At 48.6% G+C, this 23,101-nt stretch carries 24 protein-coding genes, 1 tRNA gene, 1 rRNA gene and 2 riboswitches; of the genes, 11 read left to right on the forward strand and 15 right to left on the reverse strand.

What is annotated here, in order from left to right:
- The first annotated feature begins 52 nt into the window (after positions 1-52).
- Positions 53-517: an AbrB/MazE/SpoVT family DNA-binding domain-containing protein gene (locus AQR02_RS30775; protein WP_054944076.1), complete on the forward strand. Its 465-nt coding sequence runs from the start codon at positions 53-55 to the stop codon at positions 515-517.
- A gap of 110 nt (positions 518-627) precedes the next feature.
- Here AQR02_RS30775 and AQR02_RS30780 read toward each other — a convergent pair whose 3' ends face one another.
- Entirely contained in the window at positions 628-1,134 is a 507-nt protein-coding gene (locus AQR02_RS30780) for a YwhD family protein (RefSeq protein WP_054944077.1), read from the reverse strand.
- A gap of 105 nt (positions 1,135-1,239) precedes the next feature.
- Here AQR02_RS30780 and AQR02_RS30785 point away from each other — a divergent pair, with 105 nt between their 5' ends.
- The 6 genes from AQR02_RS30785 (at position 1,240) to AQR02_RS30815 (ending at position 7,228) form a co-directional block, all read left to right on the forward strand.
- Positions 1,240-3,255 carry a M1 family metallopeptidase gene (locus tag AQR02_RS30785; RefSeq protein WP_054944078.1) on the forward strand — a complete coding sequence of 672 codons (2,016 nt, stop codon included), beginning with the start codon at positions 1,240-1,242 and terminating at the stop codon, positions 3,253-3,255.
- Between the two features lie 11 nt (positions 3,256-3,266).
- Entirely contained in the window at positions 3,267-4,097 is an 831-nt protein-coding gene (locus tag AQR02_RS30790; protein WP_054944079.1) for a hypothetical protein, read from the forward strand.
- 235 nt (positions 4,098-4,332) lie between these two features.
- Positions 4,333-4,471: riboswitch (cyclic di-AMP (ydaO/yuaA leader) on the forward strand.
- Positions 4,472-4,543: 72 nt separating this feature from the next.
- A complete protein-coding gene (locus AQR02_RS30795; protein ID WP_054944099.1) occupies positions 4,544-4,972 on the forward strand; it encodes a C40 family peptidase in 429 nt (142 codons plus the stop codon).
- Between the two features lie 382 nt (positions 4,973-5,354).
- Positions 5,355-5,499, forward strand: a riboswitch (cyclic di-AMP (ydaO/yuaA leader).
- A 5-nt stretch (positions 5,500-5,504) separates the two neighbouring features.
- The gene (locus AQR02_RS30800; RefSeq protein ID WP_054944080.1) at positions 5,505-5,996 is read left to right on the forward strand and encodes a C40 family peptidase; all 492 of its coding nucleotides are present in this window, start codon (positions 5,505-5,507) and stop codon (positions 5,994-5,996) included.
- A 262-nt stretch (positions 5,997-6,258) separates the two neighbouring features.
- The gene (locus AQR02_RS30810) at positions 6,259-6,744 is read left to right on the forward strand and encodes a GNAT family N-acetyltransferase (RefSeq protein WP_054944082.1); all 486 of its coding nucleotides are present in this window, start codon (positions 6,259-6,261) and stop codon (positions 6,742-6,744) included.
- Between the two features lie 127 nt (positions 6,745-6,871).
- Positions 6,872-7,228: a c-type cytochrome gene (locus AQR02_RS30815; protein WP_054944100.1), complete on the forward strand. Its 357-nt coding sequence runs from the start codon at positions 6,872-6,874 to the stop codon at positions 7,226-7,228.
- An 86-nt stretch (positions 7,229-7,314) separates the two neighbouring features.
- On the opposite strand, the gene AQR02_RS30820 is transcribed toward AQR02_RS30815, so the two are convergent.
- Both AQR02_RS30820 and AQR02_RS30825 read right to left on the reverse strand, forming a co-directional pair.
- Positions 7,315-7,602: a 4a-hydroxytetrahydrobiopterin dehydratase gene (locus AQR02_RS30820; protein ID WP_054944083.1), complete on the reverse strand. Its 288-nt coding sequence runs from the start codon at positions 7,600-7,602 to the stop codon at positions 7,315-7,317.
- Positions 7,603-7,838: 236 nt separating this feature from the next.
- Positions 7,839-8,132 (reverse strand): hypothetical protein, encoded by a 294-nt coding sequence (locus AQR02_RS30825; RefSeq protein WP_054944101.1) that lies wholly within the window; start codon positions 8,130-8,132, stop codon positions 7,839-7,841.
- A gap of 203 nt (positions 8,133-8,335) precedes the next feature.
- On the opposite strand from AQR02_RS30825, the gene motA reads away from it, so the two are divergent.
- Together motA and motB are read left to right on the forward strand one after the other, a co-directional pair.
- Positions 8,336-9,136 (forward strand): flagellar motor stator protein MotA, encoded by an 801-nt coding sequence (gene motA / locus AQR02_RS30830; RefSeq protein ID WP_054944084.1) that lies wholly within the window; start codon positions 8,336-8,338, stop codon positions 9,134-9,136.
- Positions 9,120-9,935, forward strand: coding sequence for a flagellar motor protein MotB (gene motB, locus AQR02_RS30835; RefSeq protein WP_054944085.1), 816 nt, complete (start codon positions 9,120-9,122; stop codon positions 9,933-9,935). The genes motA and motB overlap by 17 nt, the downstream gene beginning before the upstream one ends.
- A 92-nt stretch (positions 9,936-10,027) precedes the next feature.
- Here the strand turns inward: motB and rluF are convergent, their stop codons facing one another.
- Both rluF and AQR02_RS30845 read right to left on the reverse strand, forming a co-directional pair.
- Positions 10,028-10,729 (reverse strand): 23S rRNA pseudouridine(2604) synthase RluF, encoded by a 702-nt coding sequence (gene rluF / locus AQR02_RS30840; protein WP_054944086.1) that lies wholly within the window; start codon positions 10,727-10,729, stop codon positions 10,028-10,030.
- 20 nt (positions 10,730-10,749) lie between these two features.
- On the reverse strand, positions 10,750-13,047 hold the full coding sequence (locus AQR02_RS30845) for an ATP-binding protein (RefSeq protein ID WP_054944087.1): 2,298 nt from the start codon (positions 13,045-13,047) through the stop codon (positions 10,750-10,752).
- A 323-nt stretch (positions 13,048-13,370) separates the two neighbouring features.
- Here AQR02_RS30845 and tadA point away from each other — a divergent pair, with 323 nt between their 5' ends.
- Together tadA and AQR02_RS30855 are read left to right on the forward strand one after the other, a co-directional pair.
- Positions 13,371-13,874, forward strand: a complete 504-nt coding sequence (gene tadA / locus AQR02_RS30850; protein WP_280818682.1) for a tRNA adenosine(34) deaminase TadA — start codon at positions 13,371-13,373, stop codon at positions 13,872-13,874.
- A 70-nt stretch (positions 13,875-13,944) separates the two neighbouring features.
- Positions 13,945-14,517: a GNAT family N-acetyltransferase gene (locus AQR02_RS30855; RefSeq protein WP_054944089.1), complete on the forward strand. Its 573-nt coding sequence runs from the start codon at positions 13,945-13,947 to the stop codon at positions 14,515-14,517.
- A gap of 68 nt (positions 14,518-14,585) precedes the next feature.
- On the opposite strand, the gene AQR02_RS30860 is transcribed toward AQR02_RS30855, so the two are convergent.
- From AQR02_RS30860 to rrf, 10 genes are all read right to left on the reverse strand, one after another.
- Positions 14,586-15,677, reverse strand: coding sequence for a hypothetical protein (locus AQR02_RS30860; RefSeq protein ID WP_054944090.1), 1,092 nt, complete (start codon positions 15,675-15,677; stop codon positions 14,586-14,588).
- Positions 15,678-15,782: 105 nt separating this feature from the next.
- Positions 15,783-15,932 (reverse strand): small acid-soluble spore protein P, encoded by a 150-nt coding sequence (locus tag AQR02_RS30865; RefSeq protein ID WP_054944091.1) that lies wholly within the window; start codon positions 15,930-15,932, stop codon positions 15,783-15,785.
- Positions 15,933-15,945: 13 nt separating this feature from the next.
- Positions 15,946-16,287, reverse strand: coding sequence for a hypothetical protein (locus AQR02_RS30870; RefSeq protein WP_054944092.1), 342 nt, complete (start codon positions 16,285-16,287; stop codon positions 15,946-15,948).
- Positions 16,288-16,466: 179 nt separating this feature from the next.
- Positions 16,467-16,555: transfer RNA gene (locus AQR02_RS30875), tRNA-Ser, on the reverse strand.
- A 64-nt stretch (positions 16,556-16,619) separates the two neighbouring features.
- Complete coding sequence (gene serS / locus AQR02_RS30880) at positions 16,620-17,909, reverse strand: serine--tRNA ligase (protein ID WP_054944093.1); 1,290 nt, start codon at positions 17,907-17,909, stop codon at positions 16,620-16,622.
- Positions 17,910-17,993: 84 nt separating this feature from the next.
- Complete coding sequence (gene pdxT / locus AQR02_RS30885) at positions 17,994-18,578, reverse strand: pyridoxal 5'-phosphate synthase glutaminase subunit PdxT (protein ID WP_054944094.1); 585 nt, start codon at positions 18,576-18,578, stop codon at positions 17,994-17,996.
- A 19-nt stretch (positions 18,579-18,597) separates the two neighbouring features.
- Complete coding sequence (gene pdxS / locus AQR02_RS30890; protein WP_054944095.1) at positions 18,598-19,479, reverse strand: pyridoxal 5'-phosphate synthase lyase subunit PdxS; 882 nt, start codon at positions 19,477-19,479, stop codon at positions 18,598-18,600.
- 112 nt (positions 19,480-19,591) lie between these two features.
- Positions 19,592-21,013, reverse strand: a complete 1,422-nt coding sequence (locus AQR02_RS30895; RefSeq protein WP_054944102.1) for a D-alanyl-D-alanine carboxypeptidase family protein — start codon at positions 21,011-21,013, stop codon at positions 19,592-19,594.
- Positions 21,014-21,112: 99 nt separating this feature from the next.
- A complete protein-coding gene (guaB, locus tag AQR02_RS30900; RefSeq protein WP_054944096.1) occupies positions 21,113-22,570 on the reverse strand; it encodes an IMP dehydrogenase in 1,458 nt (485 codons plus the stop codon).
- A gap of 355 nt (positions 22,571-22,925) precedes the next feature.
- Positions 22,926-23,042 (reverse strand): 5S ribosomal RNA (gene rrf / locus AQR02_RS30905).
- Between the last annotated feature and the right edge of the window lie 59 nt (positions 23,043-23,101).

Here is a 23,101-nt window from a genome sequence, read left to right on the forward strand (position 1 = left end):
ATAATCGTATATATCCGCAAAAAAATATATTGATGTAAATGAGGGACATGAGATGAAGGATACAGGCATGATCCGGAGTTTAGACAGTCTTGGAAGAATTGTGGTTCCTGTAGAAATCCGCATGACACGAAATATCGACATAGGGGACCCTATCGAATTTTTCATCCTGAATGAGGAGATCATCGTTCTACGAAAGTACACATCAACGGAATGCACTTTCTGCCGGAGCCTCGACCACGTGACCTACTACAAGGATCAGTTTATCTGCAACAATTGTCTCAAGGAGCTGGGAGATCCGGGCCGCCTCTCTGAGGAAGCCGAACCGCTTGAAGGCCCTGCTGAAGATGAATCTATCCGTAACAGCAGGAGAACGAAAACCGAAGAAATGAGCCAGCGTCTGGAGAAGGCTATGGCGGAGCACCCGTACGCCAACCAGAAGGAGCTCGCGGGGGTGCTTGGCATCAGCCAGGCCAGAGTAAGCCAGCTTAAACGCAAGATCAGTGCAACGGGCAAATAGTGTTCGGTTACAACATCCTTGATCCCTCATCCAATATAACAAAGGCTTGGACCTTCTGATTACGAAGGTCCAAGCCTTTTCATGTTAACCTTGCAGGATGTTGCTTGCTTCTATTCAGCTAGAGCAGACTTCAACTCATCGGAAGTGGCTGCCCACCATTCCTCATTGTGGGAGATCAGCAGTGATTTCAGCGCTGCCTTGTCCGCTGCACCCAGTCCATCCAGAATAATCTTGCGCTTCAGGGCGGCGTCCAGCTTATCCACATGATCGGCAAGGATCTTCCAGCCGCGGCGCGCCTCAGAGTCAATCCACATTTCACAGGCGGTAATGCCTCCGTAGAGCTGGCCTTCCGGCGTACGGTCCACCGCCACCCAAACCACCCAAACCTGTCTTCCAGCCGGAACATCCTCACGGTTCGTAGAGAATTTAATTCCCTTCTCCACTTTGCTCTTGGCATGCATGGCACCGATATCGATAACCGCTTCACCGCCGTCAATGATGACTGGCGATACGTTATTCAGATCAATGGACCCGGCGCCGAAGCCTTTATGCTTGCTCTTCGCGTTCACAATATTCAAGGCAATCTGCTTCTTGCCCTCCGGTTGTACGTTATCCACAAGTGCACATCCTTCCCTTTCACTAATAATTTAATTTTAGCTAATAATGCGGCGAATGCAAACATATACATCCCGTAGATGCTTGTCACGGGAGGAATCACAGTTATGAAGCCACTTTCATTAAGGTACATGATCATCTCTGCGACCCTGGCCGCCCTTACCCTGCTGGGAGGCGCCATATGGGTCCTTTCAGGGCACAGCCCTGCCGCTCTGTCCGCTGCTGCGCCAAAAGCGGCCAAGTCCCCCGCTGCCGCGCCTCAGTCCAAAGCTGCGCAGCCACAACTTCCCGAGAGTAAGCCGCTACCGGTTTCTGAGGCTTTAAGCCAGCGTGTTGCCGAGTACCATATCGATGTACGGCTGATCCCGGATACAGGCACACTTGAGGCCTCCGAGACGGTAACCTGGACCCACCCGGGTCTAAAGCCTGTACAAGAGCTCTATTTCCATCTCTACCCCAATGCCTTTGCTTCTGAAAAAACTACGTTTATGAAGGAATCCGGAGGCGAGCTGCGCGGGGACACAATGCCGGCGGACGGATTCGGCAGCATGACCATTACCGACCTGCGGACCACCGAGGGAGTCTCACTTATGCAGCGTCTGCAGCATGTGCAGCCCGATGACGGAAATGTAAACGATAAGACGCTTGTAAAGGTACATCTTCCGCAGCCGGTGAACGGCGGAGAAAGCGTAACCCTCAAAATCCGGTTTGAGGTCAAGCTTCCGAAAATATTCGCCCGCATGGGAACTGCAGGAAACTTCGTAATGGCAGGGCAGTGGTTCCCCAAACTCAGCGTCTACGAGCCTAAAGGGACTAGGGGAGTTAAGGAGGAAGGCTGGAATTTACACCAGTACCATGGCACTTCCGAATTTTACAGCGATTTCGGGATTTACAATGTTACCATTTCAGTCCCCTCAAACTACACAGTTGGGGCAACCGGCTTTCCGGTAAAAAGCGCCCAGATCAAGCAGGACCGGAAGATCTATCAATTTTACGCAGATGATGTTCATGACTTCGCCTGGGCCGCTTCCCCGGATTTCGTGGTTGCTGAGGAGGCCTTCTCCGCCCCGAATGTACCAGGTGTACGGATCAAGCTATATCTGGACCCGCTGCACAAGGATCTGCAGGAGCGCTATTTCCAGGCTGCTAAGGCCGCGTTGACCGCTTTCAGCAAATGGTACGGGCCGTACCCTTATTCCACATTATCTATTATCGTACCGCCCAAAGAGGGGAATGGTGCAGGCGGAATGGAGTATCCGACACTGGTCACCGCCTTCGGCGCAGCCGAAAGCTCACCCGGCACCTCGCTGGAGCGCACTGTCATCCATGAGATTGGCCATCAGTATTTTTACGGTATGGTGGCGAACAACGAGTTTGAAGAGGCCTGGCTGGATGAAAGCTTCACCTCCTATGCAGAAGACCGCCTGATGGAGCAGGAATACGGCGTTTCCTCCAATATCGCCCTGCAGGCCAGTCTTGTGTCCACCTCGCAGCCGCTTAATCTGGAAACCTGGAAATACACTACCCCTGACGGTTATACCCGCAATGTGTACATCCGCGGCAAGCTGGTGCTTAAGGATATCGAACGTCAGACCGGAACCAAAACCATGGACGCTATAATGCTGGCGTATGCCCGCAAGTTCAGGTTTCATCACCCTTCTACAGGCGATTTCCAAAAGATCGTAGAGAAGGTAACCCAAAAATCATGGCAGGCTTATTTCGACCAATATGTATACAGCGGCGGGTCTCCCGATTTCTCTGTGGACCATATAAAGACCAGCATCGCCAAGAGTAGCGCACAGGGAGAGAACGGCCGTTATAAATTCATGGTAAAGGTGAGCAACAAAGGCAGCCAGTATGCTGATGTACCCATCAAATTCACCTTTTCGGACGGATACACGATACGGAAAATTTGGAACGGCGGGCAGAAGACGGCCAATTTTCAGCTAACCTACAAAGCGCCTCTTATGTCCGTAGAGATTGATCCTGACCATTCCATTCTGCTGGAGAGCAAGCACCTTAATAATTTCATGCTGGCGGAGCTTGCGCCGAAGACACTCTCCCGCTGGACGCTAGTATCAACCAAACTGCTTGAAACTCTGCTCGGAACTCTTGTCTGGTGAGGTGAAGGATTGTGAAAAGAGCGATATCCCGCGGCTGGATCAGCATGAAGGAGCAATTTTATATTCTGATTCTGCTATTTATCTACCGGCTGCTCTGGGGCTATTTTTTGTACAGGTTCATCAGGTCAGCAATCATCCCAGTTCTTCTGCGTTATCCTGATATCCACGCCGGAGGCAGCGGTATCGGGAGGCTGTTGTATTATATCGAGGGGCAGTTCGCGCTCAGCGGCGATCCCGGTGTCCAGCGCTGGCTCTGGATGCTATTGGCACTATCCGCGATCCGGCTGCTGCTCTCCCCGTTCATCCGCGCCGGACTGCTGCATGAGCTGCATCAGGAGCGTAAAGGTGAACGCGGACTGTTCTTTTTCCCCGGTATGAAGCTTTACGGGCTGCCGGTGCTGGCGTTCAGCTTGTCCGAATGGGTTCTCTCAGCGCTGCCGCTCTATTGGCTGCTACCCAAAATGTACACGCTGCTGTTAAGCGGTATTTTTGACTACAAGCTGCTGCTCAGGCTGGTTCCATATCTGCTTGCCTGGCTGCTATATCTGTACTGCATCCGCATAGTTCTGTTGTACATGCAGTTCGGCTACACCGCCGGAACCGGCATGTTCTCCGCAGTGCTGGCTTATCTAAAGGTGCTGCTCCCCTCTACCGGCGCTTCCCTCCTGCTTGGTTCCGGCGGACTGCTTACCCTTTTGCTCGGTTTTGCAACCGCACTGCTGTGCCCAGGCATGTCAGCCCTGCTGTTCCGGCAATTCTCACCGCTCCCCTCTACGCTGTTCAAAATGTGGGGAATCGCCGCACAATACCACCTATGGAGCAGTAAAACATTCCCACAATAATTTGGCAGTTAAAACGGCATATTAAAAGAGTCACTATCCCGGACACAGGGGTGTGACTCTTTTGCTCGTTACCGGGGATTTTGGCGGAGATTCCGGGGGATTTGCAAAACTATAAAACCTTTGATACAATGATGCCTGTACCACCGGTAACAACTTTGTAATCTTTTGAAACTATTTTGACAAAATGTATATATCTTAATCACTTCAACATTGTCGATACGCAGTCACTGTTCTGGTGCATAAATCGCCAAATTCCCAGCACCGGGAAGTGGGGGAACCATATTTTGGGTGAATTGATCTCGCTTTAGAGGGGTCATAGGGGAACCTTCTACCGAATCCTTAAGCTAACCTCGCAGGCCTTGGAAGGAGTACATCTTTTGAAAAGTCACAATATTTTCCGCACCAAATTTAAGAAGAAATGCACCGCAGCAGCGCTAGGTCTTGTGATGGTATTCACACTGGGGGCAGGAAGCGCATTTGCCGACTCCAAAATGGACACCGTAATTACTAAAACGCTGGGAACGTCGTATAAAACCGGGGGCACAAGCACTGCCGGCTTCGATTGTTCTGGATTCACCAAATACGTATTCAAGAACGTGGGTCTTACCCTGCCGCGCACTTCTAAAGCACAATTCAGCGTAGGAACCGCCGTCTCCAAGAGCAATCTCCGTTCCGGCGACCTTGTATTCTTCAATACCTTTGGCAGCGGGGTATCCCATGTCGGCATTTATGTAGGAAACGGGAAGTTTGCACAATCATCCAGTTCCCGCGGCGTTACTATCACTTCAATGAGCAATTCTTACTGGGCCAACCGCTACGTTGGCGCCAAACGTGTAATGAGCACAACAGCTTACCAGGCTGTCGCTTACGATTGAATCTTCTCCTCAATTTCGCCTCTAACAACAAAATGTAACTTATACAGGCCCGGAAACTGATTATTGCCGTAATCATTTCCGGGTTCTTCCTTTTCTTTTCCTTATTCTACCTTTTACACCGATTCAAGGTCCATGAAACACCTTTTTACTAAAAATTCCAACCTATTTTGAGAAATAGCTTATGCTGGGTGTGAATATGCGCCCTTTTTAGCAGATATTCCTCTTAAAAAGTGCAAATAATATGCATTAATATGTTTTAAGTGATTGCCAACTGGCTCTGTCTTTGTTACAATTATCGCAGTGAACTTATAGTAACATTTTTGTAATTATTCAAATGGGTTTTACAAAAGTTTTGTCATATTGATTAATCAGCTAATCCTAATCAACAGTCGTGCCGAGTTCCCTTATTGATAAGGGAAACGGGGGAACCAATTTTTGGGTGAATTGACCTCCTATTCACAGAGGGGTCATAGGGGACCTTCAACCGAACCCTTAAGCTAACCTCGTAGGCATTTGGAAGGGGTATTTACTTTTGAAGAAGAAGTTAGCAGCCGTAGTATTGAGTTTTTCTATCGTTCTTACCATTGGAGCAGGAAGCGCTTTCGCCGATTCCAAAATGGATAAAGTCATCGACAAAGCCATCGGAACTAAATACGTATCCGGCGGTGTATCGACAAACGGCTTTGATTGCTCCGGATTTACCATGTACGTATTTGACAAGGTTGGCATTAACCTGCCGCATCAATCCGGCTCCCAATACCAGATGGGCACTGCTATCTCCCGAGACAATCTGCGGGAAGGCGATCTTGTATTTTTTAATACAAGCGGCCGCGGCGTATCCCATGTAGGTATTTATGTCGGTGACGGCAAATTCGCACATGCTTCATCTTCTAAAGGTGTAACTATCAGCTCGCTGAGTGACAGCTACTACGTCAACCGCTACGTTGGCGCCAAACGCATCATGAGCACGGATGCTTATCAGACTGTTGCAACAGATTCCCAAGATAATGATGATGTGCAATAAAAGGTTATGAGAGAGGCGCTTTCCCGGGATTTTTGCCGAAATCTTGGGGAAGGCCTTTTTTTTGTGTCTATAAAATTACTTACCCCTCCCCTCATCTGTAAAACACCTATTCTCCTCAATTTCCGCCATTTCATAAAATATTTTTTGGCGTTTGTAAAGTTTTTCCTGTTTTTGAAAATTGCTGAGTTGACTGGTGCCTGTTGTGTATATAATTAAGTATATAGATAGAGTATTGTCCTCTTGAAAGGAGGCCTGTGCCATTATGATTAGTTCCCCTGTTACTTTTCATGTTGTTCCTATGGAACCCAGCCACGCCGAGAAGATCTGTGAGTGGAATTACAAGCCGCCCTATAATATTTACGGATGGATGCCCTGGGAGCAAATGCAGGCGCTCGGTATTGAATTCGGAGATCCGGTTCTGCGCAGTCAACAGTATGTATCCGTAGTGAATCAGCAAGGAAGCCTTTGCGGCTTCGCACAGCTGTTCCCGATGGAGGGGGTAGTCAGGCTCGGCATCGGTATGCGGCCGGACTTGTGCGGTCACGGAATGGGCCATTTATTCATGGAAGCCATTGTGCAGGCTGCTCTGAAGCGTTACCCGGAACGGGAAATCGATCTGGAGGTGTTAACCTGGAATCAGCGGGCTATTCGAACATACCAGAAATGCGGCTTCACCATCACCGACACCTATGAACGCCGCACCCCAAGTGGAGATAGGCCTTTTTATTGCATGGTCTATGATAAATAACACCAAATACGGGTGACTTTTAAATAACGCAGCGAAAATCGTTCCTTTTTTTGACACAAACTCTATGACAACGCTTTACCATTCGGTATAATGAAGAAAGCAGCTTACATGGAGGGGACGGATGGAGATGCAAAAATGGATCATGAGCGGATTGTTTTTCGCCGCCTGCGCCTTTGCGGTAGTGCTCTTGTTTACACTGCCAGGCAAAGAAGAGGTCGCAGAAGAGAGTAAGCCTACGATGCCACAAGTCACACTGGATGCCGCAAGCGCAGAAGCAGCTGTCACAGCCAGTTGTATTTCTTGCCATGGCGATCAGCTTCAGGGTAATGTAGGACCGAGTCTGCAGCAAGCGGGCAGCGAACACGATGCTGAGGGCATCTACAGTATCATCTCCAAGGGACGCGGGCAAATGCCTTCCTTTAAGGATAAGCTGGCTCCTGAGGAAATCGCGAACGTCGCCCTATGGCTTGCAGAGAAGAAGTAACTAGCCCACAATACAAAATGCCCGTGTGAGGATAAATGGATATCCTGAACACGGGCATTTTTATATGCAATATATTGAACAATGTCCTAGCGGTTTTTCTCAAAGGCTTCGTTAAATTCATGGGCCTGGCGGAAATCAAGCGCTCCGAGGCCGCTCTCTTCTTTTGCCGATAAGCGCAGGATCACGGTCTTGTAGTCAATGGTAATATGCGGATGATGATCGAAGGCCTCGGATATGGCGGCTACTTCATCCACAAAGGCAATGCCCTTCATATATTCGTTGAACATATATTTGCGCACCACAACCCCCTGCTCCAGCTTCCACCCCTCCAGCTTACTTATCTGCTCACGCAGTTCTTCCTCTGTAAATTGCAATTTGCTTCCTCCCTTACTAAATTAGCAGTAAAGTACGTACAGCCCAGTTCTTTAGCTACTCTATGAGGCCTTAAACAAAACATCCCTCAGCTTCTAAAAGACCAAGGGATGCGCCAGGATGAAGGCTTTTTTTCGGTTTAATGTATTCTCAATTCCCGGCAAATAGCACTCGTCATCCTCAATTTTACCACGTGCCGCAGCCGCCGGGCAAACTTGCTGCTGCCGCAATATCCGTTCTAGACAAGAACAACTGAAGCCAAATCTTTCTCACCAAGCAAAATGTTGATCCGGTGCGTCTCCTTATCGTAGATCACAACACCGCTGCCCACCTGAATCATAGGCTCATTGCCAAGCGCATAAAACAGATCCTCTGCCAGCGCTTCCCATACTTCCATCTTTGATTCCTGCGGCAGCTCCTGCCATTCGTCCGGCTCCATTTCAAAGAATAGATACCCGTCGGAAATACGCCCAACGGCTTCCGTCAGTTCATTTAAGATCTCGCTATAATCTCTTCCGTGCTTCACACCCACGTCTATCACTCCGTTTTCTCCACAGATAAATAATTACTTACCTTACCCATTATAGCCGAAAAAATGACTTCACAAAAAAGGGAATGCTGACGATAAATAAGAATATACGTGATTTTATTCCACACAGGGTGTCCCGCCGCTGTTCAAGGATGATATGCGGTTATAACGGATCACATCTTAATTCTCATGGACGAGGTGCATAAATGGAAATTTCAACAATACTTGGTTTGGTCTTTGGTCTAGTTGCAGTTCTCTGGGGAATGATACTTAAACACGCCCCGCTTGAAAGCTTGAATAACCCCGCAGCTTATGTCATCATTTTTCTCGGAACAGCAGCATCTGTATTCATGGCCTTTCCAATGTCAGATATCAAAACCATCCCTAAACTGTTCAAACTGCTCTTCATTCAGCAAAAAATGGTGCAAAAATCCGATCTGATCACCTTATTTATGGAATGGGCCTCCATTACCCGCCGTGAGGGATTGCTGGCACTTGAATCTAAAGTAGATGAAATCGAAGACGACTTTCTAAGAAACGGAATGCGCATGATTATTGACGGCAACGACCAGGAATTTGTTCGTGATGTGTTAATGGAAGATATCCATGCCACAGAAGACAGACATAAAGCGGGAGCGCTGATCTTCTCTCAGGCGGGTATGTATGCTCCAACCTTGGGTGTACTAGGTGCCGTTGTAGGGCTGATCGCCGCGCTTGCGGATATGAGTGATATGGATGTTCTGGCACACGCTATCGCCGGTGCATTTATCGCTACTCTACTCGGTATATTCACCGGGTACGTAATGTGGCATCCTATGTCTAACAAGCTCAAGCGAATCTCCAAAAGGGAAATTCAGATCAGACTGATGATGGTGGAGGGGCTGTTATCCATTCAATCAGGGGTTTCAACCATCGCCATTAACCAGAAATTGTCTGTCTTCCTGACACCCTTGGAGCGTGCCAAGCTAAGCAGCAAGGAGGGCGGCTCGAGTGAGCAAAAAGACTAGACATGAAGAACACGAAGAGCATGCCGACGAATCCTGGCTATTGCCTTATTCTGACTTAATGACACTGCTGGTCGCCCTGTTCCTTGTTATGTATGCCATGAGTGCTACAGATGCCAAGAAATTTGAAGAAATGAGCCAGGCCTTCAGTAGCGCATTGAATGGCGGAACAGGTATTCTAGATCAGCGCTCGGCGACTCCCACTCAGTCCCAGCTCGATCAAGGCAAGCATGATAAAATGGACAGCGTTGTTGCCGATAATACAGGAGAATCAGATCTCGCAAAGCTGCGTAAACAGGAACAGGAAGATCTCGAGAAGCTAAAGAAACAGTTCGATCAGTATATTAATAAAAACGGGCTTAGCGATCTGCTCAGCACCAAGCTGAATCAGTCACAGCTAATGATTACGATCAGCGACAACGCCCTGTTCGCGTCCGGACAGGCTATAGTAAAGGATGATTCCCGCCAGCTGGCTAAATCGATATCAAGCATGCTGCAGCAATTTCCCGATTATGATGTACTGGTGCAGGGACATACGGATAACATTCCAATCTCCAACAGCAGCTACTCGTCCAACTGGGATCTCAGCGTAGACCGCGCACTTCATTTTATGAAAATACTGCTGCTGAACCCGAACCTGAATCCCGTCAAGTTCAGTCCGATCGGTTATGGGGAATATCATCCGATTGCCCCCAATACCACTGCCGCCGGACGGGCCAAGAACCGCCGCGTAGAGGTCTCCATCCTTCGTAAATATCAGGAGGCAACGAATAATACAACCGTTGTTCCTTCCGGCAAATAAGTGTCAGTGTGCAAATAAAGAGCTGTTCTGCGGATCTCCCGCCGGAACAGCTCTTTATTTGTGGCTATTATCCAGTTTCTTTGTCCTGGCAGCTACTGCAGCTCATAATTTAACATGGCTCCCAGCTCCTGCTTCTCCTGCGCTGACAAATCACGCCATTCACCGGTTTGCAGTGTTCCGAGGCGAATGTTCATCACACGGATACGCTGCAACCGTCTAACCTCATAGCCAAAGGCGCTGCACATCCGGCGGATTTGCCGGTTCTTGCCTTCGGTCAGAATGATGCGGAACACCCGCTCACTTATCCGTGTCACTTCACAGGGAAGCGTCTTGCCGCCAAGGATCTTGACTCCACTTGACATCCCTGTGATAAAGGACGGTGTAACCGGTCTGTCTACCGTTACAACATATTCCTTCTCATGTTTACCTTCAGCACGCAATATTTTATTGACGATATCGCCGTCATTAGTAAGCAGGATTAGGCCTTCGGAATCTTTGTCGAGCCGGCCTATCGGGAAAATACGTTCATGATGTCCGACAAAATCAACGATATTGCCCTGAATATGAGCTTCTGTGGTGGAGGTGATGCCCACCGGTTTATTTAGAGCGATATAAACGACCTTGCTGCCCGTTTCAAGCGCTTTTCCATCGATAAGGACCTCATCACCCTCAGCCGCCTGGCTGCCCAGTACAGCACGCTCTCCGTTGATGGTCACCCGCCCGCTCTCAACCAGCTTGTCTGCTTCACGGCGTGAACAGTATCCTGTCTCACTGATGAATTTATTAATTCTCACTTCTGTCTTCACTCCGTTCTTTAATCAATCCTTGACTGGGGTCCCGGCTCACGTGCTGCAGGCAGTATAATTGTAATTTCAGCCCCGCTGCCATAATCACTGCGAATTTCCATACTGCCTTTATGGGCCTGGATAATCCGCTGGCTGACCATCAGCCCAAGTCCTGTTCCTGTCTCCTTATTCGTAAAGAAAGGCTCACCCAGCTTAGGCAGCATATCCTCAGGGATTCCCTCGCCTTCGTCCGAGAGTACAATAATAACAGAATTCTCATCCGTCTGCTGCTCAACGGTGATTGTGCCGCCCTCAGGCATAGCTTCAATTGCATTTTTAACGATATTTATAAACACCTGCTTCAACTGGTTCTCCTCACAATGTACCATTGCAGGCTGCTCAGAGAACTGCGACTCAAATTCGATACCGAAGAGATGGGCTTGGCTGCCCAGCAGGGAAATTACATCATTCAGAATGTACCGTACATCCTTCTCCTGGAAGTGGACAGCCTGCGGCTTGGCCAGAATCAAAAATTCACTCACAATCATATTAATCCGTTCCAGCTCTGAGAGCATGAGATCAATATGGAGCGGTATAAGAAGACCCTTCTCCTTCTGAAGCTGCAGGAATCCGCGGAGCGTCGTAAGCGGATTACGGATTTCATGGGCTACCCCGGCCGCAAGCTGGCCAACAGTAGTCAGTTTTTCAGAGCGTCTCAGCAGTTCCTCAATCCGGTTGCGTTCGGTCATATCCCTCGAGACATGTACAAACGATTGCGGACGGCCATCTTCATCACGGATGATCGAGGTACTTACGCTGACCTCCACAATCGATCCGTCGCGCTTGAGTCTGAACGTCTCTATCGGCGGCAGAACAGCTCCATTCTTCAGCTCCTGCAGCCTTGCCTCTTCCTGCTTCTGCGCTGTAGCCGGCACAAGATAAGGCATCTTAATTTTTGCATCAGCCGCATTCCAGCCGTACAGCTCTTCAAAGGCCCTGTTGGTGCTAGTGATCCGGCCCTCCATGTCTACGGTATGAATCGCATCCGAGGTGCCGTTGATGACCGACTCCAGATGCTCTTTAACCGCCCTGTTCTCTTCAAGGGTCATGCCCAGCTGATTCGTGTGCTGAAAAAGGTGTGAGGTCATGGCATTGATCCGGCTGGCCAGCTGCCCCAGCTCGTCACGGCTGTCCACATTCAGCGGGGACTCAAACCTGCCAACAGCAACATCACTGACCTTACGCAGGATATCCTGAATAGGACGGGTGACAACACCAGCCAGTGCATAGCTGCATACGAAAAAGATGACTAACAGCAGCACCGATGTCGTAATATTATTAACCAGCTCCTTCTTAATTACCGAAGAGATTACCGAATAATCCATTACCACACATATGACATAGTCATCGATGCCGGGTTGGCTGATCGGGATAAAGCTTTTGAGCACTCTTTTGCCTAGCGCTTCTGTATCCAGTGTAACCGGGGCATCCTTACTCAGCGCTGCCATGATCGCTACCCTATCCTCTTCAACGTTACCATAAATATAGGTTCCATACTGAATCGGGCGGTTTTGCAGCTTATAATTGACACTGTCAGAGCCATCTGGCTGCATGCTCTTCGAACCAAAGGTTTTGGGGTTAATGCCTGTGATCTCTAATAGTCCTGAATTGACTTCCTTAGAGCGCATGATGAGTTCCTCAGGCTCCATAATTCTCACATAATCACTCACTGCCGTACTTCGGATATAAGGATCGATGATATAGTTTCTCGACGGATCGCGGTAATATCCCCATTTCTCGATGTACTTGGGAGTGGAGGTAGAGAATTCAAAGGGCCCTGACCAGAAATTCTCAAGGGTCTGGCCTTGCCTAACCGATACTCTTTGACCTGCAAACAACTCAAGCAAAGCTACATACCAATAATCCATGCCTTTAGTAGACAGCCCAAGCTCGGCAGGATCGGAGGATTTAGCCACTACAATGCCATCATCAGTTTTGACAAGAAGTGAAATATTAGACACACCAAGCTTTTTTGCCAGCCTCTTCAGCTGGTTGTTATTCACATTCTTAATATCCGGGTCAAGCTCCTCAGCAGCAAGTATGGCAGCCAGCCGAAGATTCTGGGCCATTTGTTGCTGTACATAATTGGAGCTGTAGTTGCTTTGCTCGAAGGAGACCGCGATCTGCATAGCGGTCATCCTCATATTATTTTCGCTTTCACTGCGCAGGTTATTGCGTGCTGTATAAAGGTTCAGCGTTAAATTGAGCGCCAGGATTAACAATACCGAACCAAAAATAATAGCTGATAATTTAGTTTTTATGGACAAGCTGCTTTTTCACCTCTTATCCGCTGGTAAAAAAATCAAGCGGAGTGTTCATGAATATCATACCTTTTGCCTAACCATTTGAAAAGACATTTCAAATATGGCTCTCCTCCATAAAACATTGAATTTTAAAGGCGCTTTCTCTACAATAGCAAGAAGAAAAGGTGAAAACCATCCACAGGCTATTCACATATAAACAATTTATTAAATAGCGATGTGCACAATATTGTGTATAAGTCGGCGGTTATCCACAGAGTTATACACAATTTGTTAAGAACGAATATTTGTTCGTTGTACAAAGAGGGTTATTAGAAGGGAAGATGAGCTTGAATATTCAAACCGGTGAACTGTCGGCAGAAGAGCTGGCGATTCATGAATTATGGATGAGAGAGGCCATTGCAGAAGCCCGAAAAGCTGAAAGCTTGGGCGAAGTGCCCATCGGCGCAGTTGTTGTACGTCACGGCGAGATTATCGGACGCGGCTACAATCTGCGGGAAACTACGCTGGACTCTACTGCACATGCCGAAATGGTGGCCATCCGGGAAGCCAGCATAGCGCTGAATTCCTGGAGACTGCTTGACTGCCAGCTGTATGTAACACTGGAGCCTTGCCCCATGTGCGCAGGGGCGATGGTTCAGTCACGGCTGCCTCTTACTATTTACGGCACCACAGATCCCAAAGCAGGCTGTGCCGGCACACTTATGAACCTGCTGGAGGAACCGAGATTTAACCACCGGACCGGGGTTATTCAAGGTGTCCTGCAGGAAGAATGCGCAGAGCTGCTGACTTCCTTCTTCCGCCGGTTGCGGCAGAGGCCGTCGAAGCTCTAGTCCGTTATTGTACACAAGGCAATAAAGTCCATCATCTACGCTGCCGCTTGCGGATAAAAGGAGGAGCACCATGTCATTTAAGCTTTACAATAATGCTCAGGGCATCTATCTTTCCCTGCTGCAGAAGCAGGACGCAAATGATCTGCTCCAGCTGCGTCTGCGTAACAGGGAACATCACCAGCCGTATGAACCGCTGCGTGAAGCCGATTATTTTACACTTGAAAGCCAGGAGCTGCTGATCAGCCAGCGTATGAACGATGCAGACCAGGACAGGGCCTATATGTTTGGTATCTTCCTGCTGGACGGGCAACTGGCCGGACAGATCACTATCTCCAATATTGTACGCGGTGTAGCACAATATGGCGACCTCGGCTATTTTATAGATCATACCGTCCAGGGCAAGGGTTATACAACTGCCGCTGCCCGGCTGATTCTGGACTATGCCTTCCGGGCCCTTGCGCTCCATAGGGTGCAGGCAGCTATCCTGCTTCATAATGATGCCTCACGCCGGGTGCTGGAGAAAACCGGCTTCCAGGCTGAAGGTGTCGCCCGCCGCTACCTTAAGATCAACGGGGAATGGCAGGATCACCGGACCTATGCCATCCTGGCAGACGACTTCCTAGCGGAGAAAAACCGACCTTAACACGCAAAAAAACCTGCAGAAGCGCGAGCGATTCGCATTCCTGCAGGTTTTTCTCATTATAAAAAGGATTAGTAAGTGCTCATTCCGCCAAACTGCTGCTGCAGCTCTTCCATTGTAATGACATTCTCACCCTCAGGTATACCAATCGTGAAGGTTTGTTTCTCATTAATCTTACTGTATTGATTGCTTCCGGTTAGTGACAAGCTGACATTCTGGCCTTGTTCCGGATCTTTAACCACAATGTCCATCAGCAGATCCTGATACACCGGGAAATCATCCTTGTTGACTGCAGTGTTCAGCTGGAACTTGTTAACTGTGAGATAGTTGCCCAGGTCCGCCAAACTTTTATCGAATTCTGCCCGGGTCTCGCTGGATTGCAGCTCTTCCTTGGCTTTGGCCAGATCAGCCTCATCAATTTGCAGCATTTCTTTGTATTCTTCTTTACTCAGGATATCAATAATCTTGGGTAATGCATTATTCACAAGAATTGTGATCGCTTCTTTGACGTTATTATTAGTTACCTCGAACCGGACAACCTGGTTGGCTTCTACACCCTCAGGCAATGCGGCATCCCCCAGCTTCACGTCTGAAAAATAGGTCTCTTCATCATACTCACCCAGGAGCGTGCTCAGCACTTCATTGGTGAGATCCTGCGCTTTCTTAGTATCCAGTGATTCAGGGTTGAACTCCACACCTTCCTGTTCCGCTAAATCCTTCAGATCCATCTTCAGGAACTTGCCTACAATAGTCTCAGGAAGCGGTAAGAGCGGAATTGAAGGTATTTTGATATACAATGTTTCCCCGGTCATCACCATCGGGATGTTGAAGGTCATGGCCATATCGCCCTTCAGATTCAGCACCAGTGTTAATTCAGTCTGCCTCGGATCGGCCTGATAAACTCCGTTCACGGAGATATCCGCATTCTTCAGCATATTTAGCACCATGCCCGTAGTTCCATCGTTTTCCCCTGCAGGTGCATCAATAGTCAGATTATTCACTGTGAGCTTGCTTTGCATTTCATAAGAAGTCATTGTCATGGCTTTGGTGGCAGCCGACTTCAAAGCCTCCTTAGGCGCCTGTTCTTTACTGGCACATCCGGGTAAAATTACTGCAGCTGTAAGCAGCAATGCAGCAGCAGACAATCCCCATTTTTTAATCATTATTGTTCTCCTCTCCCATGTAAAGAAATTATTTCCCCTCCTAATGATAAACCATTTCGCAAATACGAGAAACATTACGTTTCATTCGCGTCTCTGGTTTCAATCTTATCCCTGCCGGTTGTGATGATCCACATGGTTAGCCTGCTTTACCTTTTTAGAACCGGATAACGGCTTAGGCCCGGAGGAATGATGCTCCTCCCTATGCTCATGGTTAGTCTCTACGCCGGGAACCTGTATACTTTTGGGTTTGCTCATCTCACTATTCCTCCTATGGATTGGTCAGATTCTGCAACGCCTGGGCGCACTCATGAATCTGTCTAGTATATTGCTGGGCGAGCTGTTGTACGGCATCAGTACGTTCGTCAGTATGGCGCCCTCCCTGCTCCACATCAATCAAATCTACGGCAACCTCCCGGCTGTCCACATAGGTACAACGGAAATCAAGGGAATAGGCCTGATGGCCGGCAGCGTTAAAATGAATCAACAGACTCTTCGGGTCTGCTGCATCCCCCTGCAGGCTAAAGCTGTCCCCGTTGTCCATCAGAGCAGGCAAACGTTCCTGCCACGCGGATACCAGACTATTCTGGTCCAATTGCATTTCTCTGTTCATTGTTATAATCACCCTCCTTCCCTAATACATTGCGGAGAAACGGGTTTTTTTATTCCTGCTTGATGAGCACTCATTCCACTGCCAGCCCTATTCAGATATTTAGAGGGGCATAAGACCACAAAAAAACCGCCTTCCGGAGAAGACGGCTTCTATCTGTAATTCATTAGTTTAAAAGGATATGGCGGAGAGGATGGGATTCGAACCCATGTGGGCTTGCACCCTAACGGTTTTCAAGACCGCCCCGTTATGACCGCTTCGGTACCTCTCCAATGCATCAAAATTTCACATGCATTAGTAATTGTATCACACTATCCTAATTATACGCAAGCATATTATTGAGATATTTTTGGACTGATCGATTTCACATTGCGCATGTAGGGCTGGAGCGCTTCCGGAATCAGCACACTGCCGTCTTCCTGCTGGTAGTTCTCCAGAATAGCTGCCACGGTCCGTCCGACAGCTAATGCGGAACCGTTCAAGGTATGAACGAACTCAGGCTTCGCCTTAGGCTCCTTACGGTAACGGATATTAGCCCGGCGCGCCTGGAAGTCCTCTGTGTTGGAGCAGGAGGAGATTTCACGGTACATGCCGCTCTCAGGCAGCCAGACCTCCAAATCATACGTCTTCGCTGCAGTGAAGCCCATATCTCCGCTACACAAGCCCAGAACCCGGTACGGCAGCTCTAGAAGCTGCAGCACGCGTTCAGCGTCAGCCGTCATCTTCTCAAGCTCCTCATATGAGGTCTCAGGAGTAGTCAGCTTTACAAGCTCTACCTTATTGAATTGATGCTGACGGATAAGCCCGCGGGTGTCCCGGCCTGCAGAGCCCGCTTCAGAACGGAAACAGGAGCTGTAAGCAACATGATATTTCGGCAGATCTGCAGCTGTCAGAATTTCTTCGCGGTAGTAGTTCGTTACCGGTACTTCGGCTGTAGGAATCAGGTAATATTCGGTGTCCCGCAGCTTGAACAGATCCTCTTCAAACTTCGGCAGCTGACCTGTACCATACAAGCTGTCCTTATTTACAATATATGGCGGCAGCATTTCCTCGTAGTTATGCTCTCCGCTGTGAAGATCCATCATGAAGTTAATCAAGGCGCGCTCCAGACGGGCGCCAAGACCCTTATAGAACACAAATCTTGAACCTGTAACCTTGGCAGCGGCTTCAAAATCAAGGATATCCAGCTGCTGTGCCAGCTCCCAATGGGATTTGGGCGTAAATCCGAACTCTCTTGGCTGCGACCAGCGCCGCACTTCAACGTTCTCTTCCTCGGATTTGCCTACCGGCACCGATTCATGAGGAATGTTCGGAATGCTCATGGTCAGCTCATCGATTTGTACTTCGAGATCGCGGACTTCATCATCCAGCTCCTTGATCCGGTCAGATACCGTACGCATCTCAGTAATCAAATCTTCTGCCGGCTCGCCATTCTTTTTCTTCTTAGCCACGTCGCCTGAAACGATGTTACGACGGTTCTTAAGCCCTTCAGTCTCTTGCAGCAGTTCACGCCGGCGCAAGTCAAGCTGTGGAAAGCCTGCAATCAAATCAAGTGATTTCCCGCGTTTGTTAAGCGCCTCTTCTACCTTGGCATAATCACTGCGCAATACTTTTACATCTAGCACAAAGTTTCCCTCCTGAAAACAGCCTAAACTCTTTCAAATTGCTGTTGCAGCATTGAAAGAGTCAGGATGTTCTTGTATGCAGTTCTATTGTTTAGCTTCTACACTAGCCTTCACCATATCAGCAAAATATTGATGCAGGCGGTAATCATCGGTCAGCTCCGGATGGAAAGAGGATACCAGCAGGTTGTCCTGGCGCGCCGTTACGATCTCATCATTATAGACCGTCAAGACATCGACATCCGGACCCACTTCGTTAATGAGCGGAGCACGGATAAAGACGGCACGTACCGGCTCATTTATCCCCTTTACATCCAGATCACACTCAAAGCTTTCCCGCTGGCGGCCAAAAGCGTTCCGGGCAACGGTAATATCCATCAGCTCAAGATGTGAAGGTTCGCCACCGGCAATTCTCTTCGCCAGCACAATCATTCCCGCACATGTACCGAAAATAGGCTTGGCCTGGGCTGAGAAATCACGAATGGCTTCAATGAAGCCGTATTTACGCATCAGCTTGCCGATGGTAGTACTTTCTCCGCCAGGGATGATCAGTCCTTCAACTTCCTCAAGCTGCTCTACACGCTTAATGGGAAGGCCCTCGGCTCCGGTTTTCTCAATACTGACAATATGCTCTGTTACAGCGCCTTGAAGCGCCAACACTCCTATTTTCATCCGGGAAACCTTCTCTCTATTAACGGCCACGCTCCGACATGCGTTCTGACGGAGCCAGAGTTGCAATATCAATCCCCTTCATCGGGGTGCCGAGGTTCTTGGATACTTCAGCAATCAGTTTGTAGTCGGTGAAGTGTGTTGTTGCTTCAACGATCGCACGGGCGAACTTCTCAGGGTTATCCGATTTGAAAATACCGGAACCTACGAATACGCCATCCGCACCCAGATGCATCATCAAGGCTGCATCGGCAGGAGTAGCTACACCGCCTGCAGCAAAGTTAACAACCGGCAGTTTGCCGAGCTCGTGAACTTCAAGCAGAAGCTCGTAAGGAACTCCCAGTGTTTTGGCTTCATGATACAGCTCGTCCTTGGACAGGTTAGTCACCTTGCGGATTTGGCTGTTAATGAAACGCATGTGACGAACAGCTTCAACGATATTGCCTGTTCCCGGTTCGCCTTTGGTACGGATCATAGAAGCTCCTTCATTAATACGGCGAAGTGCCTCACCGAGGTCTTTTGCGCCACATACAAAAGGAACTGTAAATTCACGCTTGTCGATATGGAAAACTTCATCGGCAGGAGTCAGAACTTCACTCTCATCCAGATAATCAACGCCCAGCGACTCCAGAACCTTAGCTTCTACATAATGGCCGATACGCGCTTTAGCCATTACGGGAATGCTAACTACCTTGATAACCTCTTCTACAATTGTAGGATCGGCCATCCGTGCTACACCGCCTGCTGCGCGGATGTCGGAAGGAACCCGTTCCAGAGCCATTACGGCTACTGCACCCGCAGCCTCAGCAATCTTTGCCTGTTCTGCATTCATGACGTCCATGATGACGCCGCCTTTTTGCATTTCTGCCATGCCTCTTTTAACTCTCGATGTACCAGTTTCCATGTCCAAGCCTCCCGAATAATCTGACTGAATCTAAATAATAATTCTACCGCAGGGCGGTTATATATACAACCCATTTACTCGGATATATATCTACCTAAAGTCATTGCTGGCTCTAGAACAGATCTTTAATTCCTGTAAACAGATCACCAAAAAAATCGCCTATTGCCCGCATCAGCAGTTTGAACCAGCCGGCTTTCTCTGCTTCCTCAGCTGTAATCAAATTGACTGTCTTCTGCTGGACCTGAGACATGCCTTCAACCTTATAAGTATAGGTTACCTTACCGACTGCTGTAGCATTGGGGATCGGAGCCACCAAAGTTGATGGATCATTAACCGTAACGGCAGTTTCGATTTGTGGTGAAACCGTTCCTTTAGGAACCATGAAGGTCACACCTGCATCCGTAACCACGGATACACTTTTGTTTTTGCCTTTTTGTACAGGCACGGTTTCGTTGCCGGTGATTACCGACTTCGCGGCCACGACCTGCTTGATCTCAAAGTTATTGAAGCCAAAATCAAGCACTTTCTTAGTTTCTGTGAAACGATGCGCTTCTGTATCAGCACCCATAACCACACTAATCAGACGCATGCCGTCACGCACGGCAGTACCAGTGAAGCAGTTGCCGGCTTTGCTAGTATGTCCCGTCTTCAGTCCGTCAAGACCCGGGTAGGCGTATGCCTTAAAGTTGGCAATATCCTTATTAGCCTCAAGCATCCAGTTATAGTTAACCATAGGCTTGGTATCCCGGTCACGGAATTTATAGGACTGTATAGTTGTGAATTCAGTGAAATCAGGATGATCAGTTACAATATATTTTGCAAGAATAGCTGCATCCATCGCAGACATAACCGTTTCGCGGTCCGTTTCCGGACGGTACTTGGCCGGCATATCTGCCCGGTCAAGACCGGTCGAATTGATGAAATATGCTGTCTTCATTCCCATCTTCTGAGCAGTTTCGTTCATCAGCGTCACGAATTGCTGCTCTGAGCCGGATACCAGTTCTGCCAAAGCAACAGTAGCATCATTGGCTGAGCCCACTGCCATAGCTATGTAAAGCTCTTTAACTGTATGTTCATCACCTTGTGCCAAAAAGATCCGGGAACCGATTTGCTGGGAAGCATTCTCCTGCACAATGATCTTCTGGTCCCAGGTAAGCTGTCCGTTCTTCACGGCTTCGGCTACAAGATACTCTGTCATCATCTTCGTCATACTTGCCGGAGGCAAAGCTACGTCTGCATTATAAGACAATAGCACCTCACCGGTAGTAGGTTCAATTAATACCGCCGAGCTCACGTTGAGTCCTAATGACTCTACAGATGGGATTTTGGCAGCTGCTGCTTTGGCTGTTGCGGTGTCTGTGGCAGCAGTACCTGCTTCTGTTGTAGCCGGGGTCTTCACCGCATCGGCCAGTACTGAACTTACAGGAGAAGCTAACATATTTAAAAGCAGACCTACTGTCGCTGTCTTGATCACAAATTGTTTGCTGCTGAATTTCCGCTTGTGCTTCAAAATTACTACTCTCCTTTGGTTCATATCCATTGCTTGTTCTATTCTAACACAGGGGTACCTGCAAAAAAAGACAGACAGGACGAATTTCGCCCTGTCTGTCCGTAATTTAGCGAATTTGGCCGATTATAAGGAATAGTTAGGTGCTTCCTTAGTAATCTGTACGTCATGCGGATGACTCTCGCGCAGTCCGGCACCGGTAATCCGGATGAAGGAGGTATCGTTACGCAGCTCAGTTAATGTCTTGGTACCGCAGTACCCCATACCTGATCGGAGTCCGCCGATCAGCTGATGAACCGTGTCGGACAGTGATCCTTTGAAGGCAACGCGTCCTTCAATCCCCTCCGGAACAAGCTTCTTATCATCATCCTGGAAGTAGCGGTCCTTACTGCCTTGCTTCATCGCACTCATGCTGCCCATGCCGCGGTATACTTTGAATTTACGTCCTTGATAAATTTCCGATTCCCCGGGGCTTTCTTCGGTACCGGCGAACAGGCTTCCCATCATAACCGCCGAAGCGCCAGCTGCGATAGCCTTGGTAATCTCACCTGAGTATTTGATCCCGCCGTCTGCGATGATCGGCACGCCATATTCACGGGCAACCGTTGCACAATCGTAGATTGCTGTAATCTGCGGTACGCCGATACCGGCAATAACACGGGTGGTACAGATCGAGCCTGGACCAATACCGACCTTAACTATCGAAGCACCTGCTTCAATCAGCTCCCGTGTAGCCTCTCCAGTCGCTACATTACCGGCAACAATGGTAAGGTCAGGATACTGGGCACGCAGATTGCGTACTGCTTCAATAATATTGATATGGTGTCCGTGTGCGGAATCCACTACGATCAGATCGACACCGGCCTCAACCAAAGCTTTTGTCCGTTCCAGTGAATCCTTGGAGATACCAATAGCTGCGCCTACCAGAAGCCGTCCTTGGGCATCCTTAGCGCCGTTAGGGAACTGGATTGCCTTCTCAATATCTTTAATAGTAATAAGACCTTTAAGAATCTTATTATCGTCAACCAGCGGCAGCTTCTCGATCTTATGACGCTGCAGCACCACTTCCGCTTCTTGGAGTGTAGTTCCTACAGGAGCTGTTACCAGATTGTCGCGGGTCATATATTGACTGATCGGAGCACTGTAGTCATGAATAAAGCGCATGTCACGGTTAGTAATAATGCCGACCAGTTTATTGTTCTCGTCTACAATTGGAACGCCCGAAATCCGGTATTTGCCCATCAGCCGTTCGGCGTCGGACACCAGATGATCTGGTGTTAGGGAGAAAGGATTGGTGATAACGCCGCTTTCGGAACGTTTAACGCGATCCACCTCTTCAGCCTGCTGCTCCACGGACATATTCTTATGAATAATGCCCACTCCGCCTTCACGGGCAATTGCAATTGCCATTGCAGCTTCAGTTACGGTGTCCATTCCTGCGCTCATCAGCGGAATATTGAGCTTCACAGTTTTACTCAAAACTGTGGAAAGATCCACTTCCTTCGGCAGCACCTCGGATTTACGCGGTACCAGCAGCACATCATCAAAAGTCAGTCCTTCTTTACCAAACTTATCTTCCCACACCTGGGTCATTCCTCCTCGAATATCATTATTCTAAACGTCCGCAAACTTTATAAATGAAGAAACTCCGGCTAAAGTCCATATCCGATAGACATCGACCATCACAGCGAAGTTGTGCAAATTGTGATCTTCAATTAAGGTTTGAGATGCTTGTCCAAAAATATATTATTGCCATCTTAGCAAAGGGTTTTTGGCCTGTCAAGAATATTACATCATCAGAGGAGGTATTCAGAAAATGGCCACAGGGTAAGCGAATTCTTGGACGAAAGTCCGTATAGGGTGGACATTAAGTTAATTTCTTGTTTTCCATAAAACAACAAAAAAAGCCATTGTCGATGACTCAACAATGGCTTCATGTGCTTGGCGGCGTCCTACTCTCCCAGGACCCTTCGGTCCAAGTACCATCGGCGCTGGAAGGCTTAACGGTCGTGTTCGGGATGGGTACGCGTGGAACCCTTCCGCTATCGCCACCAAACATGCGTCTGTGAAACAGACGCTGCCGCTAGACATTCGGTTCATCACACAAAGTGCGAA

Origin of the sequence: Paenibacillus ihuae, from assembly GCF_001368795.1 — a bacterium.
In the GTDB taxonomy this organism is placed as follows: domain Bacteria; phylum Bacillota; class Bacilli; order Paenibacillales; family Paenibacillaceae; genus Paenibacillus_AQ; species Paenibacillus_AQ ihuae.

What these genes read in the sequence shown, in the direction of transcription:
- motA (WP_054944084.1), top strand. Translation starts at nt 8,336, where the DNA reads ATGGAAATTTCAACAATACTTGGTTTGGTCTTTGGTCTAGTTGCAGTT.
- AQR02_RS30785 (WP_054944078.1), top strand. Translation starts at nt 1,240, where the DNA reads ATGAAGCCACTTTCATTAAGGTACATGATCATCTCTGCGACCCTGGCC.
- AQR02_RS30810 (WP_054944082.1), top strand. Translation starts at nt 6,259, where the DNA reads ATGATTAGTTCCCCTGTTACTTTTCATGTTGTTCCTATGGAACCCAGC.
- AQR02_RS30860 (WP_054944090.1), bottom strand. Translation starts at nt 15,677, where the DNA reads ATGATTAAAAAATGGGGATTGTCTGCTGCTGCATTGCTGCTTACAGCT.
- AQR02_RS30815 (WP_054944100.1), top strand. Translation starts at nt 6,872, where the DNA reads ATGCAAAAATGGATCATGAGCGGATTGTTTTTCGCCGCCTGCGCCTTT.
- AQR02_RS30855 (WP_054944089.1), top strand. Translation starts at nt 13,945, where the DNA reads ATGTCATTTAAGCTTTACAATAATGCTCAGGGCATCTATCTTTCCCTG.
- AQR02_RS30865 (WP_054944091.1), bottom strand. Translation starts at nt 15,932, where the DNA reads ATGAGCAAACCCAAAAGTATACAGGTTCCCGGCGTAGAGACTAACCAT.
- pdxS (WP_054944095.1), bottom strand. Translation starts at nt 19,479, where the DNA reads ATGGAAACTGGTACATCGAGAGTTAAAAGAGGCATGGCAGAAATGCAA.
- pdxT (WP_054944094.1), bottom strand. Translation starts at nt 18,578, where the DNA reads ATGAAAATAGGAGTGTTGGCGCTTCAAGGCGCTGTAACAGAGCATATT.
- AQR02_RS30795 (WP_054944099.1), top strand. Translation starts at nt 4,544, where the DNA reads ATGGTATTCACACTGGGGGCAGGAAGCGCATTTGCCGACTCCAAAATG.
- AQR02_RS30870 (WP_054944092.1), bottom strand. Translation starts at nt 16,287, where the DNA reads ATGAACAGAGAAATGCAATTGGACCAGAATAGTCTGGTATCCGCGTGG.
- AQR02_RS30895 (WP_054944102.1), bottom strand. Translation starts at nt 21,013, where the DNA reads ATGAACCAAAGGAGAGTAGTAATTTTGAAGCACAAGCGGAAATTCAGC.
- AQR02_RS30775 (WP_054944076.1), top strand. Translation starts at nt 53, where the DNA reads ATGAAGGATACAGGCATGATCCGGAGTTTAGACAGTCTTGGAAGAATT.